The organism is Caulobacter sp. GSs2, assembly GCF_058680895.1.
Genome location: NZ_JBZWJL010000004.1, coordinates 44,879 through 62,516, shown reverse-complemented (window position 1 = coordinate 62,516; position 17,638 = coordinate 44,879). Strand labels below are relative to the sequence as shown.

15 protein-coding genes and 2 pseudogenes are annotated in these 17,638 nt (G+C 65.1%); 7 read left to right on the top strand and 10 right to left on the bottom strand.

Annotated features, from left to right (window positions below; genetic code table 11):
- Positions 1 to 65 precede the first annotated feature (65 nt).
- From ACW17Z_RS20880 to ACW17Z_RS20860, 5 genes are all read left to right on the top strand, one after another.
- Positions 66 to 689, top strand: coding sequence for a TetR/AcrR family transcriptional regulator (locus tag ACW17Z_RS20880; RefSeq protein WP_007407173.1), 624 nt, complete (start codon positions 66 to 68; stop codon positions 687 to 689).
- Between the two features lie 65 nt (positions 690 to 754).
- Positions 755 to 1,183, top strand: coding sequence for an acyl-CoA thioesterase (locus tag ACW17Z_RS20875; protein WP_102114736.1), 429 nt, complete (start codon positions 755 to 757; stop codon positions 1,181 to 1,183).
- On the top strand, positions 1,180 to 2,046 hold the full coding sequence (locus ACW17Z_RS20870) for a 3-hydroxyacyl-CoA dehydrogenase (protein WP_007407172.1): 867 nt from the start codon (positions 1,180 to 1,182) through the stop codon (positions 2,044 to 2,046). The genes ACW17Z_RS20875 and ACW17Z_RS20870 overlap by 4 nt, the downstream gene beginning before the upstream one ends.
- Before the next feature lie 27 nt (positions 2,047 to 2,073).
- Positions 2,074 to 3,840 (top strand): oleate hydratase, encoded by a 1,767-nt coding sequence (locus ACW17Z_RS20865; protein ID WP_007407174.1) that lies wholly within the window; start codon positions 2,074 to 2,076, stop codon positions 3,838 to 3,840.
- A 41-nt stretch (positions 3,841 to 3,881) separates the two neighbouring features.
- On the top strand, positions 3,882 to 4,214 hold the full coding sequence (locus tag ACW17Z_RS20860) for a YHS domain-containing protein (RefSeq protein ID WP_211107968.1): 333 nt from the start codon (positions 3,882 to 3,884) through the stop codon (positions 4,212 to 4,214).
- Positions 4,215 to 4,414: 200 nt separating this feature from the next.
- Here the strand turns inward: ACW17Z_RS20860 and ACW17Z_RS20855 are convergent.
- The 5 genes and pseudogenes from ACW17Z_RS20855 to ACW17Z_RS20835 form a co-directional block, all read right to left on the bottom strand.
- Positions 4,415 to 5,638 (bottom strand): annotated as a pseudogene (locus tag ACW17Z_RS20855) (PDDEXK nuclease domain-containing protein); the annotation flags it as partial.
- Positions 5,639 to 5,677: 39 nt separating this feature from the next.
- Positions 5,678 to 6,265 (bottom strand): plasmid pRiA4b ORF-3 family protein, encoded by a 588-nt coding sequence (locus ACW17Z_RS20850; protein ID WP_492059063.1) that lies wholly within the window; start codon positions 6,263 to 6,265, stop codon positions 5,678 to 5,680.
- A gap of 10 nt (positions 6,266 to 6,275) precedes the next feature.
- A pseudogene (gene tnpC / locus ACW17Z_RS20845) lies at positions 6,276 to 7,172 on the bottom strand (IS66 family transposase); the annotation flags it as partial.
- Positions 7,173 to 7,453: 281 nt separating this feature from the next.
- Positions 7,454 to 8,401, bottom strand: coding sequence for a nucleotidyl transferase AbiEii/AbiGii toxin family protein (locus ACW17Z_RS20840; protein WP_492059061.1), 948 nt, complete (start codon positions 8,399 to 8,401; stop codon positions 7,454 to 7,456).
- Positions 8,391 to 8,987 (bottom strand): hypothetical protein, encoded by a 597-nt coding sequence (locus ACW17Z_RS20835; protein WP_492059059.1) that lies wholly within the window; start codon positions 8,985 to 8,987, stop codon positions 8,391 to 8,393. The genes ACW17Z_RS20840 and ACW17Z_RS20835 overlap by 11 nt, the downstream gene beginning before the upstream one ends.
- A gap of 421 nt (positions 8,988 to 9,408) precedes the next feature.
- On the opposite strand from ACW17Z_RS20835, the gene ACW17Z_RS20830 reads away from it, so the two are divergent.
- Positions 9,409 to 10,320, top strand: a complete 912-nt coding sequence (locus ACW17Z_RS20830) for a 3'-5' exonuclease (RefSeq protein WP_492059057.1) — start codon at positions 9,409 to 9,411, stop codon at positions 10,318 to 10,320.
- On the opposite strand, the gene ACW17Z_RS20825 is transcribed toward ACW17Z_RS20830, so the two are convergent.
- The 4 genes from ACW17Z_RS20825 to ACW17Z_RS20810 all read right to left on the bottom strand — a co-directional run bounded on the left by ACW17Z_RS20825 (position 10,317) and on the right by ACW17Z_RS20810 (position 12,590).
- Complete coding sequence (locus ACW17Z_RS20825; RefSeq protein ID WP_492059055.1) at positions 10,317 to 10,439, bottom strand: hypothetical protein; 123 nt, start codon at positions 10,437 to 10,439, stop codon at positions 10,317 to 10,319. The two genes, ACW17Z_RS20830 and ACW17Z_RS20825, sit on opposite strands and share 4 nt — an antisense overlap.
- Positions 10,436 to 11,197: a helix-turn-helix domain-containing protein gene (locus ACW17Z_RS20820; RefSeq protein ID WP_492059053.1), complete on the bottom strand. Its 762-nt coding sequence runs from the start codon at positions 11,195 to 11,197 to the stop codon at positions 10,436 to 10,438. Before ACW17Z_RS20820 ends, ACW17Z_RS20825 begins: the two co-directional genes overlap by 4 nt.
- A gap of 86 nt (positions 11,198 to 11,283) precedes the next feature.
- Positions 11,284 to 11,985 carry a hypothetical protein gene (locus tag ACW17Z_RS20815; RefSeq protein WP_492059051.1) on the bottom strand — a complete coding sequence of 234 codons (702 nt, stop codon included), beginning with the start codon at positions 11,983 to 11,985 and terminating at the stop codon, positions 11,284 to 11,286.
- The gene (locus ACW17Z_RS20810; RefSeq protein ID WP_492059049.1) at positions 11,985 to 12,590 is read right to left on the bottom strand and encodes a hypothetical protein; all 606 of its coding nucleotides are present in this window, start codon (positions 12,588 to 12,590) and stop codon (positions 11,985 to 11,987) included. Before ACW17Z_RS20810 ends, ACW17Z_RS20815 begins: the two co-directional genes overlap by 1 nt.
- Before the next feature lie 65 nt (positions 12,591 to 12,655).
- Between ACW17Z_RS20810 and ACW17Z_RS20805 the strand changes: the two genes are divergently transcribed.
- Entirely contained in the window at positions 12,656 to 16,927 is a 4,272-nt protein-coding gene (locus ACW17Z_RS20805; RefSeq protein WP_492059048.1) for a hypothetical protein, read from the top strand.
- 60 nt (positions 16,928 to 16,987) lie between these two features.
- Here ACW17Z_RS20805 and ACW17Z_RS20800 read toward each other — a convergent pair whose 3' ends face one another.
- Positions 16,988 to 17,623 (bottom strand): DUF2026 family protein, encoded by a 636-nt coding sequence (locus ACW17Z_RS20800; protein ID WP_492059046.1) that lies wholly within the window; start codon positions 17,621 to 17,623, stop codon positions 16,988 to 16,990.
- Positions 17,624 to 17,638: the final 15 nt, after the last annotated feature.

The window sequence follows — 17,638 nt, the reverse complement described above, 5'->3', positions numbered from 1 at the left end:
TACTGAGAACGCGGAACCGCCGAAAAGGTTTCGCACGTCTCGCCCGTTGGTTGGAGAACGAACCCATGCCGCTTACGCGCAAGGACACGCAGCGCCAGACGCGGGACCGGCTGATCGCCGCCGCACATACCTCGATCATCGAGGAGGGGGTCGCCGCCATGTCGATCCGCAACATCTGCAGCGCGGCCGGCCATTCGCAGGGTGCCTTCTACTCGAACTTCGCCAGCAAGGACGATCTGCTGGTCGAGATCCTGCAGAGCCATATCCAGGATGAGGTCACACTGCTTCGCGACCTGGTCGCGCACTGCTCCGGCGATGATATCGAGGCAACGCTCCAGGTGCTGGCCGCCCGGCTCGCGAAGCTGGCCGGTGAAGCGCAATGGTCGCTCCTCTCGATCGAATTGCAGCTTCACGCGCGGCGCGATCCGGCTTTCGCCGAGCGGCACCGGGAGGGCAAGGCGGCCTGCTATCGGATGTTCGGTGAACTCGTTGCCGATCTAACGCAACGCTTCGCACTGCGTCCGGCCTTGCCGCCGATGCAGACGGGCATCGGTCTATACGCGCTCTGGATGGGACTGGCGGTCCAGGGCGATGTCGAAGGCGCCATGCCGCGCGACGAGATGCTCGTCGGCTTCTTCCGCGCCATGGCTGGACTGGGTTCGTCGCATGAGGAGCAGGCGTATTCGTGAGCGGGATCGTGTCAGATCGTCGACGCATCGGCTGCGATGAGCACGGACACCCGCTCGTCGGCGAGGTGGATGAGCATCGGCGCTTCCATATCCGCTTCCGCGCCCAGGACGCCGACATCGACGAACTCGGCCATGTCAACAATGCTGTCTGGGTGACCTGGATCCAGGATGCGTCGGTGGCGCACTGGCTGACGGCCGCGCGTCCGCAAGATCGCGACCGGTTCGTCGCGGTCGTGCTGCGCCATGAGGTCGACTATCGCGGCAATGTCCGGGCGGGAGACGCGGTCAGCGCGATCACCTGGGTCGTCGGAGTGCCGCGCGGTGCGCGCTATGCACGATGCGTCGAATTCCATGATGAAGACGGGCGGACGCTCGTCGCCTCGCTGACCCAGTGGGCCCTTGTCGATCGGGAAACCGGCAAGCTGGCCCGCGTCCCGGTGGAGGTGGCGGCTCCGTTTCTTGGTGACGATACCGCGCAGAAGGAGATTGAATGAGCGATATCAGGAAAGTGGCGGTTCTCGGCACGGGCGTCCTCGGGAGCCAGATAGCCTTCCAGACCGCCTATAGCGGCTTTGACGTTACCGCCTACGACACCAGCGAGGAGGCGCTTGAACAGGCAAGGCAGCGTTTTGCCATGCTCGTCGAGACCTATGGCAAGGAGGTGGCCGGTGCGGCCGACGGCAAGGCCGCCGAGTCCCTGCAGCGCATCACCCTGTCCGCCGATCTCGGTTCGGCCGTCGCGGACGCGGACCTCGTGATCGAAGCGGTTCCGGAGCTTCTCTCGATCAAGCAGGCGCTCTACGAGAAGCTCGCGGGGCTTGCGCCGGAAAGGGCGATCTTCGCTACCAATAGCTCGACCCTGTTGCCGAGCGACCTCAAGGCCTTCACCGGCCGCCCGGACCGGTTTCTGGCGTTGCACTTCGCCAACAGCATCTGGAAGTTCAACACCGCCGAGGTGATGGGCACCGACGACACCGATCCGGCCGTGTTCGATGCCCTGATCGCCTTCGCCTCGGCCATCGGCATGGTGCCGATCCCGGTGCGCAAGGAAAAGGCAGGCTATGTCCTCAATTCCCTGCTGGTGCCGTTCCTGAACGCGGCGGCCGATCTCGCCGCCGGCGGCTATGCCGAGCCGGAAGATGTCGACAAGGTCTGGCGGATCGCCACCGGCGCGCCGATGGGGCCGTTCCAGATCTACGACATCATCGGCTTGAACACCCCCTACAACATTCTGTCGCATGGCGATGAGCACGCCCAGTCGCTCGCGGCATGGCTGAAGGAAAACTACATCGACAAGGGCAGGCTCGGCATCGCCTCGGGCGAAGGCTTCTACAGCTACAAACCCTCCGCAGACTGATCCCAACAAGAAGAACAGGAGTTCGCCATGCACTATAGCAGTGGAAACTATGAAGCCTTCGTGCGTCCCCGCAAGCCCGAGGGGGCCGACAAGAAGACGGCCTGGTTCGTCGGCTCGGGGCTGGCGGGGCTCGCCGGCGCCGCCTTCCTGATCCGCGACGGCGGCGTTTCGGGCGATCGCATCACCATATTGGAAGAGCTGGGAATCCCCGGCGGCGCGCTCGATGGTCTTGATGTGCCGGAGAAGGGCTTCGTCATTCGCGGCGGCCGCGAGATGGAGGAGCATTTCGAGTGCCTGTGGGACCTCTATCGCTCGATCCCCTCGCTGGAGATCGAGGATGCCAGCGTCCTCGACGAATTCTACCGGCTCAACAAGGACGACCCCAACTTTTCGCTCCAGCGTACGACGCAGAACCAGGGCCAGGACGTGCCCGACAAGGCGCTGCTGACGTTGAACGACAAGGCCCAGAAGGACCTGCTCTCCGTTTTCCTGGCGACACGCGAGGAGATGGAGAACAAGCGCATCAACGAGGTCTTCGGCGAAGATTTCCTGAAGAGCAATTTCTGGCTCTATTGGCGCACCATGTTCGCCTTCGAGGAATGGCATTCGGCGCTGGAAATGAAGCTCTACCTGCACCGCTTCATCCATCATATCGGCAGTCTCGCCGACTTCTCCTCGCTCAAGTTCAATCGCTACAATCAGTATGAATCCATGGTCCTGCCGCTGGTGAAGTGGCTGACCGATCACGGCGTCACGTTCCGCTACGGCGTCGAGGTCACCGACGTCGATTTCGACATCCAGCCCGGCCGCAAGCAAGCGACCCGCATTCACTGGAAAGAGCGCGGCGTCGAAGGCGGCGTCGATCTCGCGCCAGACGATCTCGTCTTCATAACCATCGGCTCATTGACCGAGAATTCCGACAATGGCGATCACAAGACGCCGGCGAAGCTCAACGAAGGACCGGCGCCGGCCTGGGACCTGTGGCGGCGGATCGCGGCGAAGGATCCGGCCTTCGGCCGCCCGGACGTATTCGGGGCCCATATCCCGGAAACGAAATGGGCCTCGGCATCGATTACCGCCCTCGATGCCCGTATTCCGGCCTATGTCGAGAAGATCACCAAGCGCAACCCCTTCACCGGCAAGATCGTCTCGGCGGGTATCGTCACGGTGAAGGACTCGGCGTGGCTGCTGAGCTGGACGGTTCATCGCCAGCCGCATTTCAAGAAGCAGCCCAAGGACCAGATGATCGCCTGGTTCTACGCGCTCTTTGTCGACAAGCCCGGCGACTATGTGAAGAAGCCAATGCAGGAATGCACCGGCGAGGAAATCACCCAGGAGTGGCTCTACCATCTCGGTGTACCGGTCGAGGACATTCCGGAGCTCGCAGCCTCCGGCGCCAGCACCGTGCCCACGATGATGCCCTATATCACCGCCTTCTTCATGCCGCGCCAGGCGGGTGACCGGCCGGACGTGGTGCCGGAGGGCGCGGTCAATTTCGCCTTCATCGGACAGTTCGCGGAATCGAAACAGCGGGACTGCATCTTCACCACGGAATATTCGGTGAGGACCCCGATGGAGGCCGTCTACACCCTGATGAATGTCGAGCGCGGCGTGCCGGAAGTCTTCAACTCGACCTACGATATCCGTACGCTGCTGGCAGCGATCGGTCCGCTGCGGGACGGCAAGGGCATCGACCTTCCCGGACCGGCCTTCCTGCGCAAGCTGCTGATGAAGAAGCTCGAAGGCACCGAGATCGCCAAGCTGCTCGAAGAGTTCCATCTGATCGAGGAGTGAACAGAGACCGGAAGGCACGCGCGGCGTGTGAAAGGTGATGAATGGCCGACGACGATCAGAAGAGCGAACGCGCCGCCGAGGTGACTGGGGTGCACGGCCATCATCACCATCATGAGCCGGACGGCGAAACGCCGTCCGGTCACGTCGACCATGATCCGGTCTGCGGCATGGTGGTCGATCCCGCCAGGACCGCTCACAAGGCTGAGTATGAAGGCGAGCGCTACGTCTTCTGCTCGGCCGGCTGCAAGGCGAAGTTCGACGCCGACCCCGTGCATTATGCGGCACTGGCAGCGCATGCCGCACATCACCATGAGGGTGCTGCCGCCCATGGCGATCATTCCCACCATAGCCACACGCATGGTCCTGACCGCTAAAGGTGCTACGCTTAATGGAACCAAGCTGTTCGGCGACAGCGGCTTGAAAGGCGGTGCGATCCGCGGGGGGACATCTTCTTTGACTGCGGCTCGATTTATGTGGATGCGTCGCCCGAGCCGTGATTGGTATCGTGCGGATGCGCCGGCGTCGCTCTCCATGAAACTTTTGAAGTCACTCAATGCCTGCCGAACCTCATGCCTCAGTTATGGGTGTCCATGGCTCTCAGTTCGGTGAGAAAGACTGTTCCAACCTCCACCGCTCGCTTGGCCGCGTCAGGGTCGACGTCCACGCCGTGCGAGGCTTCGTTCATGATACGCAGCGCGCGGAGCATTTCATCGGTGCTTGCTGGCATCGCTCCATTCTTTCTCAGGTCTCGCAGCATGTTCATGATACCAACGGGCCGATCGAAGACGATGCCTCTTTTGTCCGCGAGGTCGCGAAGCGCACGTTCGATTTCGATGCGAAGCCTGACCACCGACATAAGCGGGAATTCGCGCGCGAACTCTTCTACCGTCGGAAGCTCATGTTCGAGCTGAGCCGGAAGGGCCTGCGAGAGCCGATATTGAGCCACGCCCATCGGTTTGCTGGAATCCCGAAGGGCATATTCCACGATCACCTCGTTGCGGCCCTTGCACAGGATAATTCCGATGGTCGGTTGGTCATCTGGATGGCGGAGCTGATCGTCCACGGCCGAGAGGTAGAAGTTCATCTTGCCGGCAAACTCGGGCTTGAAGTCCTCGATCTTCAACTCGATCACCACAAAGCAGCGTAGGCGTAGATGATAAAATAGGAGGTCGAGGTAATAGTCCTGCCCACCGACTTCGAGATGATACTGGCTGCCGACGAACGCAAAGCCCTTGCCAAGCTCCATGATGAGCAGCCGCAGGTGCTCGATCAGGCCGCGTTCGAGATCGCGCTCCAGCATATCCGGGCCGAGTGCCAGAAAGTCGAATGTGTAGGGGTCCTTCAGGATCTCCTGGGCGAGTTCTGATTGTTCGGTCGGAAGGGTGCGCGAGAAGTTGGTGAGCGCGCTGCCCTGTCGGGCGAACAGATTGCTGCCTATCTGATGGGCGAGGACGTTACGGCTCCAGCCATGCTCGATGGTTTGCCGGGCATACCAAGCGCGTTCCTGCGGTCGCTTGATCGCGTCGAGGATGAGCATGTTGTGGCCCCAGGGCAATTGTGCAGCAAGCTGCTGCACAAATTCGACGTCGGGCCAAGCCTCGGCGAAGGCACGCATATATTTCAGGTTTCGAGCCGACAGCCCGGTCATTTCCGGGAATGCCTGACGCAGGTCACCGGCCAACCGGTCGATGACCCTGGCACCCCAGCCTTCGCGCTCCTGCCGGCCCAGAATGTCGCGGCCGATATTCCAATAGAGACGAACCAGTTCGCGGTTAACCGACAGGCCTGCCCGGTGCCGAGTAAGCGGTGTTCCGAGGCCACGGCCTGATGGGGCCGCTTATCGAGGGCCTGGCTTCATGCGTCGCTTGGCGATCTGAGCGAAGCGGTACTCGATCATCTGGCGGTTGATGTCCTTGGGGTCGTAGGGGCCGCCGTACCAGTTGAGCAAGGTGCGGCGCTCCGGGTGACGCGCCGTGGTGACCGCTTCCAGAAAGCCCTCGAACCCCGGTGTTCCGCCGACATCTTCGGGCGGGCAGCGCCGGGATCCTTCGATGAAGTGGGGATACGGAGCGTGGGGCTGAGCCGGTTCGACGCCCTCGACCTGGACCGTGTGGCGCCAGTTATCGCCGAAGTCGTAGATATAGCTGAAGGCCAGATCGCCGCGCGCGATCAGGGCGGCCAGCTTGACGCCGACGGCGCGCTGGGTCGGCGGGTTTGTCTGATACTCTGGATCAGGATCGCCGTAGCGGTGCGGTCCGATCTCGAACTCCCACAGATGATAGTCTTGCCAGAACATCGCCGCCTGGATGAGATCGTGCAGGCCCTTGAGCGTAGTGGTGACGGGAGCGGCAAAGCGTCGCCAGATCGCCGGTTCGGCGTCATCGAGCTGCACGCGGATGAGGGCGATGTCGTGGGCGCTGGGCATGAGCCGCAGCTTAGCTTGGGTCCGCGTCGAGATTCCAGGGCAAGAGCTGGTCGATGCGGCTCTGCGGGTGGCCGCCGACGATGCGGGCGATGACGTCGGTGATGTAGGCCTGCGGATCGCGGCCATTGAGCTTGGCGGTCTCGATCAGCGAGGCCAGTACGGCCCAGTGCTCGGCCCCGCCATCGGAGCCGGCGAACAGGGCGTTCTTGCGATTGAGGGTCAGAGGCCGGATGGAGCGCTCGACGGTGTTGTTGTCGAGCTCGACGCGGCCATCGTCCAGGAACAGGGTCAGGCCCGCCCAGCGCGACAGCGCGTAGCGGATCGCCTCGGCCAGTTTAGTCTTCTGGCTGATGATCTCCAGACTGGCGCGCAGCCAGGGCTCCAAGGCGTCGATTAGAGGCTTGGACGCCTCCTGCCGGGCGGTGAGGCGAGCCTGGGCCTCTCGGCCCCGGATATCGGCCTCGATGGCGTAAAGCGCCTTGATCCGTACAAGCGCCTCGGCGGCGATCGGCGCGGGTCCAGCCTGGGCCAGCTCATAGAAGCGACGGCGCACATGGGCCCAGCAGAAGGCCAGGCGCACCGCCCCGGTCTCGGCCAGCGGTCGATAGCCTCCATAGCCGTCGACCTGCAGAATCCCCGCAAAGCCGGCCAGGTGGGCAACAGGTCGCTCGGCCTTGCGGTCGGGCGCGTAGACATAGGCCACCGCTGGCGGATCGCATCCGCCCCAGGGGCGATCATCGCGAGCATAGGCCCAAAGCTGACCGGTCTTGGTTCGCCCGCGTCCGGGATCGAGCACCGGCGCGGTCGTCTCGTCGGCGAAGAGCTTGCCAGATCGCTTCAGCGTCTCCAGCAGACGGGCATGAACTGGCCGAAGCAGGAAAGCTGCGCGTCCAGTCCAGTCGGCCAGGGCTCACCTCAAGGTTCGTTCTTCAAAGCGTGTTCTGGCGAACAAACCTTGAGGTGAGCCCACCTGCTCAACCGATTTCACTTGGGCCAGGTTGGAGACGACACGATCAAGACGTTTCTGGCAGAGGGGTTTTCGCTGGCCATCTGCTGGCGGGATTGTCCTCGGCTGATCGAGTGGACGCCGCCTGGTCTTGAGGAGAAGTTTGGCGACAGGCTGGGGCTCCGTATCGCCGACCTAGCCGCGAGACTTTCATGCACGGGGGCCGGTGAGGCTTCCGTGACCTAGAGCTTGGGCGCCCACTTGGCGATCTCGGTCAGGATGTCCTCAAAGGCGGGTTGGCCCCGGTAGTAGAGGGCGTTTGAGGCGATGTAGGCTTTTTGCAGCTTGGCCCGGGTGTCTTGGTCGCCCAGGATGAAGGCTTCGTTCTGTGCGATGATGGGATTGTCGGCTTTCGGGAAGCGCTTTGCCTTGTGGGCGAGGTAGGCAGGCGTGCCGATGAAGTCCTGGACTGCCTTGGCTCGGACCAGCGAGTAGGCGTCGTAATAGTGGCGCATGAAGTTGGGCGGGAAGACGCCGGTCTCCTGCTGCTGGCGGAACTTGGTCGAGATGGCCTGCAGTTTTTCGACGAGGGTGTGGCCGGGATGGTAGCAGGCGACGGCGCGCGCGCGGTTGTCGAGGATCTCGACCCGGCTGGCGGCGTAGTCATAGGCCCAGGAACTGATGTCCCTGGGTTCATTGGGCGTCACGTCGTCAAATCCGACTTCAAGCAGGATGCCGTCCTTCAGGCCTTCGACTGACCCATTCTTGCTGGCATAGGCAAGCCGGATGCCGCCGCTGCGATATTGACGGATGTCATCGAAGGCCGTGTCCCGTTCGACGGCGGTGATCCCGTTGATCACGATGGTTTGGGCTAGGCGGTCGTAGAAGGCCTTGCGGCCTTCGACGTGCGCAGGCTTGTCGTGGTTGCGGCCGGTCATCACCGGCGGCTCGGCCGGCGGCTCGATGCGGATGTCGATATCCTCGGAGAACCGGTTGATGAGGCCGTAGCCTTTGGAGAGGGACGTGCCGCCCTTCAGCTCGAAGGCGAGGCCCAACTGCTGCAGGCCGTAAAGGCCCTGCATGATCCAGTAGTCCTTCTCGACCAGGGCCGGCTCAATCTTCTCGTTGGCGCCGACGATGCGGATTAGGTCGCCGAACTGGCGATGGTTGTGCAGGAAATCAGGCGGCATCCTGGACTCCGACCTCGGCGAGGGCGCGAGCGAAGAATTTCTTGGCCCGTTCGGAGCCATAGGTCTGGGCGGCCTTCTTCAGGCGTGCCGTGTCGCTCGAGGACAGGCGATCCTTGACGCGCTCCAGGACCTCCTGGGGGTCTTCGCCGAGCTGGTCGAGATTGTTGACCAGATCGACCAACAGGAACTCTCGGCTGAGCTTCTTGGGGAAGGTGGGTTTCATGCGGAAATCATAGGTGCGGCCGCCCAGGGCGAACTTGCCGTGGCGCTTGTGGTTATAGACCACGGTCTTGTTGTGCAGTTGTGTCGTGCCGACGCCCAGTGCGTTATAGGCGTTGGGCGAGGCCAGCAGGAACGGGCCGCCTTTCAGGAAGGTGGCGACGAGGGTGTCATCCTGCGGCGGCGCCTGGCCGAAAGCGGTCTCTTTGGGCGCATAATAGAGCCCGCCGGCCAGCTTGGTCAGCGCGCCGGCTTGCAGGGCCTCCTTGAGGTGGCGATCGACCGCCGTCGACCATTGAGCCAGGTCCGCCCGGCGGTAGGTCTGCCCGGGGCGGAGCTTGGCCTTGAACTGGTCGAACTTGCTCATGGCTCCAATCTAGGCTTCCGCAGCCCGTTTGCAAGGAATGTCAATAAAAATCCATGCAAAATGCTCTCTGGCGACGACTTGATTCGTTCGCCGTAGCAGGGCCGTTGAGTCGGACTCCTGTCGCTGGCTTCAGCCCGTGGGCCGAAAGGGTTGGCGGAAAGTGGAGGACGCCGCAGCGCCGGGGTCAGGCCGGTCGGAACGGGAAAACCTGACTCTTCTCTGACCTTGGAAGGGTCCGCTTTCTGCAAGGGGTCAAGGCACCGGCCAAGCGGCCCCCCACCACCGTCGCGCGCCGGCGGCTCCTTCGGTTTTTCCAACGTCCTTCGAACAGCATCGCCAAGCACCTCGCCCCGCCCGATGCCCTATGGCAGCGTGGCCCCTTTTCCCGGCGGTATGGCAGAGTGGACGCCGAAGGAATCGCATGCTCGAAACATCGCCAACCGATCTGACGCCCGAAGCACTAGACGCCATGGCGCGCCAACTCGAAGCCACCGGCCGCTACCGGCTGCTGCGCCGGTTCGAGACCTGCACCCTACACGCTGACCATGACCCCGATACCCTCAAAAGGGGGGTCTATCTAGACACCGAGACCACCGGTACCGATCCCCGCCGTGACGAGATTATCGAGCTGGCGATGATCCCGTTCGACTACGATCCTGAGGGCCGCCTCTGCGCGATCGGCGCGCCGTTCGTGGCCCTGCGCGAACCCGCCAAGCCGATTCCTGCCGAGATCACCCGCATCACCGGCATCACCGACGCCATGGTCGCGGGCCAGGGCATCGATCCTGATCAGGTGGCCGCCTTCATCGCCCCGGCCGTGATCGTCCTGGCCCACAACGCCGCCTTCGACCGCCCGTTCGCCGAGCGCCTGACCGAGGCCTTCAAGCTCAAGGGCTGGGCCTGCTCGATGAGCCAGGTGGACTGGAAAGGGGAGGGGTATGAGGGAACCAAGCTCTCCTATCTCGCCAGCCAGTGCGGGTTCTTCTTCGACGGTCACCGCGCCGAGAACGACTGCCTGGCCGGGCTGGAGGTTCTCACCCGCCCGCTCTCCAGCGGTCGCACCGCTCTGGCCCACCTGCTGGAGGCGGCCCGCGCCCCCAGCTGGCGCATCGTCGCCGACCGATCGCCGTTCGAGATGAAAGACCGCCTCAAGGACCGCGGCTACCGGTGGAACGGCGACGAGGCCGCCGGCCCCAAGGCCTGGTATCGCGATATCTCCGAGTCCGACCGCGACGCCGAACTGGCCTGGCTGGCCCAGGACATCTACGGCTACGACCCCGGCCTCTCCCCCCGCCGTATCACCGCCTTCGAGCGATTTTCCGAACGCGCCTAGGCGCGCTTGCGCCCCCTCGCCCGCTTGGCGTTTCGCCGGAACGCCCAGACCAGGCGCGCCACCGCCGAGATCACCGCCGCCAACGCCAGCAGAACCCCCGGATCCAAGAACGCGCTCATCGGTCCAGCAACGGGCGCACGCCGTTACGCGCGAGCTGGTCGAGGTCGATGATGATCGATCGACGCGCCAGACCGCTGGGATCGACCGCCTTGGTCGTGATCGAGAAGAACGCCACGCTTTCGTCGCCGCCGCCGCCCGCCCGGGATCGCGTGGTGATGCCGGCCAACACCACAAAGCCTCGGGCCTGCAAGGCGACGACATGGTCCAGGACGGATCGGTAGACCGCGCGGCGATCACGGCTGGGCTTAAAATCTTTGAAGATCTTGTGCTCGTTGAGCACGTACCCGAGGAAGTCGATCCACTCGGCCAGGCCTCGCATCGCCTCCACGGTCGCAGCCTCGTCGTCGGACGGCACCATCAGCAGGGTTTCGCAAGCGGTCAGGGCGCGAAGCTGGGCCTGGTTGCGCAGCGGCGCGACCTTAATCAGGACCGGATTGCTCGGCTCGCGGCGGAAATCCTCGGCCATCTCCTCGTGGGTCCGCGGCAGGCGCGGCGCGGTGAAATAGTCGGCCGGCATGTTCAGCGCCGCGGTCACCTTCTCCAGCGCCTCGGTGCTGACGGTTTCGCCGCGCTCGATCCGTTCCAAGGTGGACAGCGACACGCCGGCGAGACCGGCCAGGGCGCTCTGCTTCAAGGCCCGCGCCTTGCGGCCCATGATCACGAAGAAGGCGATCAGCGGCGCCGGCGGGGTCATCAGCTTTCCCGGCTCGGGCCGGGGCAGGGCGGCGATACGGTCGTAGAGGGAAGGACGAGTCATGGAAGCTCCTTTCCTCTCCAGCATCGCGGCGTCGGCCTCGCCAAACGAGGCCTGAAAATCCGTCACCCCTCAAGGCCTCCGGTCGATCACCCCAGGGACTCGAAGTCCGGCCCCCGCGCCGCGCGCCAGGCCCAAGCCGCGTGCATATGAGCGTCTATCCAGTCGGCCAGGCTGTTGACCTCGTCCAAGGCGGAGAACAGGGCCTCGCGCTTGACCTCGATGGTCGGCCGCAGGAACGACTCCGGCGTGCCGCCGCGTCCCAACCAGTCCTCGATCTCGGCTTGATCGGCGAAGAACGGCTTGGTGTGGCGCCGCAGGGTCTTGGGATCGTGGGCAAGCATGAATGAGCCCAAGTCGTCGGCGTGCTGGGCGCGGTTTCGGGCCAGAACGACCTGCTCGATGACATCGAACCGCACAGAACAATCGGTCCAGTCGGTCGTGAAGATCGCGCCCAGAACCCCGCGATAGGCCGCAACGAACCCCTCCCTGAAGACATTCTTCTCCTCGACGAAGGAAAAGCCAATCTCCCTCCGCAAGTCCTCGAAATAGATCTTCAAGCTGTCCGACAAAATCGAGACACAGGTCACGCCGAGCAGGTCGATGGACGCGGCCGCGTCCATCCAGTCCTCCAGATAGGTCGGTTCATCTTCTTCGCTGTAGGGCGGATTGTCGTAGGGCGGCTCTTCGGCGTCGATCCGACGCTGGCGCTCGTGGAAAGGCTGGATGGCGTCGTCGTAGAAGCTCCGCAAGAAGGCGGTCCGACGTTTCAGGAAATAGGCGACGTCCATCAGGATGCTCGGATGGCGGCGAGCGGATCGACCATCTTGATGGTCGCCGATGCCTGGTCGTAGTCCAGCAGCACCACCCCGCCGAGTGGCTGGGCATCGGCCAGCACCGCCAGATCCTCCGGGTCCAGGGCCCCGGTATGGTAGGCATGGATGAAGGTCATGTAGGCGTCGAGCACAGTTTCGCGCTGCGCCTCCGACATGCCATTGGCCACGAGCATCTTGAACCGGCCACCCTCGTCCCGGTCGGTCCACACCGAGAACAGCGGAGAATACAGGTCCGACGCCGGGAGCTTGCCGCGACTGGCGACGCGCGCATAGCGCATCTCACTCATCCGCCGCCCTAGTGTCTTGATCCCGCGCCCGAGCGCATCCAGGTGCGACTTGGCGATGTCCTCGAGGAAGACGTCGAAATAGGCCTTGCCGACATAGGCCAGCAGCGCCGTGGGCATCAGCCAGTCGATTGACGCCATGGCGCGGCCGGACGGGCGCTGCTCGATCCGCAGGTCCAACGCCTGGACGGCGACGGCCTGGCGAAACTCCTCGAGGAAGGCCGGCGGCACGGGCCCTTCATAGCTCAGGGCGACATGCGATTGCGACAGGCTCATTTGGTCCTCCGGGGCGAAGCCTCGTCCTTACGGTTGGGGTCCGTCAATTGCGGTCGGCCTGATCCTTGCGGCCGGGCCCGTTCGTCGCCCTAAGCGAAATCGGATGCCACCCTCGAAGCTTCGCTCCTAGATTGTCACTCCCGACCGCAAGACGAATCGATCCCATGACCTCCGAGCCGCAGGCCCTGATCGACCGACGCGTGACCGTGATCTCCGGCCCTAAAGACCTCCAGTCTGGCGCGCGCCGGGTCAGCGATCTTCGGGACACGCCGTTTGTCGTTTTCCTGGGCGAACCCGGCATCGGTAAGTCGTCGGTGATGGCGAGCGAAGCGGCTCATGAGGCCGCGCCGCTCTACAAGGTCCGCGACCTGATGAACGGCGACACCCCGGACGCCCGCCGAACGCTTTTTCTGGACGCGCTGGACGAATTCCGGATCGATGGTTGGCCGGCTGACAAGGCCAATGATCTGGCCAGGGCGATGAAGTCTGTCGGGGCGGCGCGCTGGCGCCTATCCTGCCGAGCCGAAGACTGGCGCAAGGACGCTGACATCGTTCCCATCCAGCGCTTGGCCGCGGACGAGGAGGTGGTAGTCGTCCAGCTCTTGCCCCTGGACGAGACCGAAGCCTTGGCGGTGCTGGCGGCGATCGGCGAATCCGACGGGCCCGGCTTCCTTGCCAAGGCCCAAAGCCTAGGGGCCGGCGCCCTTGCCGAAAGCCCGCTTAGCCTCAAGCTGCTGCACAAGGCGGTGACACAAGGCGGAGACTGGCCCGAGACGCGCTTTGCGCTCTACGCCGCTGCCATTCGGCGCATGGCGCTCGAACACAATGTCGAACACAAATATTCCGAGCGCGCCCCGACCGCCAACCTGATCGCCGAGGCGGGGAAGGCCTGCCTGTTGCTGCTGACCACCGGTCGTCGCGCGATCTGGCGGGCCCACGATGATCCGCCGCTCGTCGAGGGCGGCCGCGCCTTCCTGACCCTCGACGACCTTGGCCTCGAGCGCCAGGATCTGAAGGACATCGTGGGCTCGGCCCTGTTCCGAGGCGAGGGCGAGGCGTTCGAACCGGCGCACCGGACCATCGCGGAGTTCCTGGCCGGCCAAGCCCTGGCCCGGGCCGTGGTCGGAGACGGCGACCACGCGGCCCTGCCACTCAGCCGGGCGATCGCCCTCATCACCGGACATGACGGCCTGCCACCGAGCGAGCTTCGCGGGCTCTACGCCTGGTTCGCGGCCCATCTGGCCGATCTGGGCGCCCAAGAGGCGGCCGCCCGCTTGATCGCCGCCGATTCCTTCACCGTCCTGGCCTATGGCGACGCGGCGGCCTTCAAGCTTGATCAGCGTCGCGCCATCCTGGCCAGCTTGGGCCAGGACGATCCCTATTTCCGCATGTCCGACACCGGCGCCACGACCCTAGGCGGGCTGATTCACGAGGATCTCCTGCCCGAGCTGACCGCCGTCCTCGACGACGTCGACGACGACAGCCATCGCATGTTGACCGTTCTGGAGGCCCTGGCCCTGGCCGGGCCTCTGGCGGCGCTCAGGCCCAAGCTGCGCGCCATCGCGCTGGACCCAGAACGTCCCACCTGGCAGCGCCGCCGGGCCATCGACGCCTGGCTGAACGGCGACCCCAACCCGGCGCAGGCCCGTCGGTCGTTGCTGGAGGCGCTGGCTTCGGAGCCGCTCTCGGTCGGCCGCGAGGACCTGCGGATCGACCTCCTGTCTAACCTTCCGGTCGGCGCGGTCACAGACGAGGACCTGAAGGGCCTGCTGAGCGACTTCGAAGTCTGCGCCGACGACAACACCCTGATGCGGCTCTTCGCCCTGTCCGAGGTCGGCGCCGACGCCGGCCGGGCCCAGTTCTTCGACACACCGGCCAGCGCCTGGCGGCGACCGGAGGATGACCGCACGCGCGCCTCGGAAATCAGCGGCTTCCTCGACCAGATGCTGGCGGCGCGGATCAAAGCCAACCCCGCCCTGGACGCGGCGACCCTCTGGCGCTGGCAGGTCAATGCCCGGCAATACGCCTGGGACAATGCCGGCCCGGAGACGGCCCAGGCCACGCGCGTCTGGTTGACCGCGGAACCCGCGCGGGACGTGGACCTCTTCCGCGCCCTCATGGAGGACAGCCGGCTGGACGAACCGCCACGCTCGATCCCGAACCTCTACGCCTACGCCAGCGGCGAGGGGACCTCACCAGCGATCCTTGAAGACCTTCTGACCCGCGGCGCGGCGACGCCGGATCCGGATCTGCGGTCGCTGGAAGCCGCCGTCGCCATCGTCAGCCAAGCCGGCGCGGATCCAGAGCGCTATTGGGCAACGTTCGACTTGGTGACGGCGACCCCCGGGGCCGAAGGGCTGCTCGAGACGTTGACCACCTGTCCCGTCGATGCGTGGCGGATCACCCGGGCCGAGCAGACCAAGGTCGCCCGCGACAGGGACCACCAGGCGCGACACGAGATGATCGAAACCTTTGCGCCGCAGTTGGACACCCTGCGCACCGGCGGCCAAGTCAGCTTTCTGAACTGGACCGCCAACCACTACTTCCGGGTCGGCGGCCCCTGGAGGCACCGCAAGGATGTCGGGCTGTCCAGGGTGGCCGCCGTGACCAACGAGGCGATCACCCAGGCTGTCGCAGTGGGCTTCGAGCATCTGGTCACGGCCGGTCCCGGTATCGACGCGGCCGAGCTCGGCAAGGCCCACGGTGAAGGCGAATACTACTACGCCGAGCTCGCCGCGATCGCCGGCCTGGATCTGATCTTCGAGCGCGGGGAGACGCCCGACCTGGCCGCCACCGACATCGTCGTGGCGCTGTTCGGCCTCACGTCCGGATTCAAGGTCCAAGACCCGGATCGGCGCCGGCGGCTCGACGCCTGGACGCGCCAGCGCCTCGATCTCGACCCTGCGGCTGGTGCGGCGGCGCTAAGCGCCTTCTGGGCGGCGGGCCTGGACGCGGGCGCCGATCGCCTGAGCGGTCTTGGCGCGCTGACCGAGGAGAACGCTTCGGCGGCGGCGGCCCTTCAGGCGCTCGACCGTCTGCTGGCCGAGCGCCCGCAGATGCACCCCAACGCGTTAAGAGGCGCGCTGGCGGCCGCCGGCAAGCTGCTGTCGCCGGAGCGCCTGACGGCGCTGGCGGCGGCCGCGCTGACCGAACCGCTGGTGACGGACAACCAGCGCGACCTGTGGAGTTACACGGCCTTTTCCCTGGATCCCGTGGGCCAGCGCGCCCGCTTCCTGGCCGATCACAACTCCGCCCGGGTCGCGACCCTGCTCGAGACCGGCCTGGGCGACGACTTGGCGCCTGAGGAGGGGGAAGGGCGGGCGCTTCGTCACGAGCTGGTCATCCAGGTCCTAGGGCCATCGGCACCGACGGACGATCGGCCCAGGCCCGGGCGCGTCACCCGCGCCGCGACCAGCGGTGATATGGTCCGCGCGGCGATCCGAGCGCTGGGTTGCGACGGTCATGGGGAGGCCGGACGCGTCCTGCGCCACCTTCACGCCGACCCGACGCTGGAACCCTGGCGGACACAGATAGCCCACGCCATGGCCGCGCAGGCCCGTCTGCGTCGCGATCAGGCGTTCCGTCACCCTTCGCCGACCGCGGTCACGGCCGCGCTGGCCGGCGGGCCGCCGGTCAACGCGGCTGACCTGCGCGAGGTGGTCGCCGAAGCCCTGCAGGGCCTCTCGGACGAACTGAAGACCGACGACATCTCGTCCTGGAAGCGCTACTGGAACGTCGATTCCCAAGGCAAGGTTACCACGCCGCTGGTCGAGAACGCGTGCCGCGACCACTTGCTCGGCCGGCTGCGCGATCGCCTCAAGCCCTATCGGGTCACCGCGGCCCTGCCCGAGACCCGTCGCGCGGATGAAACGCGCGCCGACGTGGTCCTGCTGAGCGGCGCGGGCCGCAACCTGCCGATCGAGGCCAAGCGTCATTTCCACGAGGCCATCTGGGACGCCGCCTCCACACAGCTCCAGGGATACGCCGCCGCCCCGGAAGCGGACGGGTACGGAATCTATCTGGTGTTCTGGTTTGGCAACGCGGCCGCGCCGACGCCTTCCCGTGCCGATGGCGCGCCGGGCCCGCAGACCGCCAAGGCCATGGCCAAGATGCTCGCCGACGATCTTCCTTCCGCCCTGCGAGCACGCACCAGCGTCGTAGTGCTCGACGTGTCCGATCCGCTGGCCGCCGCGGACGCCAAGCCTCGCGCCAAACGCATCCCCAAAACAAGGGTCGTCGCTGACGGTCCTGAAGCTTCGGCTGCCAAGCCGAAGACAAAGCCGCAACCAAAACCGAAGCCTAAGCCAAAGACCAAACTCGAGCCCGGCGCGGTTTGACCGCGCGGCCAGCAAGGCGCGGTCTGTGGTCGGTGGGGGCGGTGGACGCCGTCGAAAGCGCTACCAGGCGCCTGTCGCGATGGTCCTCGGCAAGGTCAGCTGAAACGGCTTGCCCCGATCGTCGCCCATCATCACCGAGGACTTCTGTTTGCCCGTTCGCTTGCCGTACCAAGTGTCGGCCACGGCTATCAGGTCGGTATCACCGGGTCGGTCGAAGAACCCGTCCACGAGTTCTTGGGTCAGGTCGGGATCGGGCATGGCGTAGAAATCGCCCGGGCTGGCGAGTCCATCGAGCTTTGACGCTTCCTCGGCAAGCGGCCGCTGCAGCATCTTTCGAGGTGTCGCGAACGTTGCGCCATCTGCGGCGAAGGCCTCCGGGAAGATCGGGGCCATGAAGTCGATCAAGTGGGTCTGTGTCTGGATCCACATGTGGAATCCATCCCCGTCGGAGCTCAGCAGGCCGTTGTCCTGCCGTCCGAAGAAGGCGACGTCGGGCCGGGCGCCGCCATTGACGCAAAATCCGAAGGCGCCGGCCACGACCCGCGCAGGGATCTTGTAGTGCTTGTTGAGGACCAGGGCACCGAAGGTGGCGAAGAAAATGCAAGCCTTCTCGGCGGTTCTAACGTCGCGGATCACCCCATGGGCAACCTGGTAGACGCGGTTGTAGTCGCTCAGGGGCAGCAGGAACTTGGCCATGGTCGCGTCTTTGTG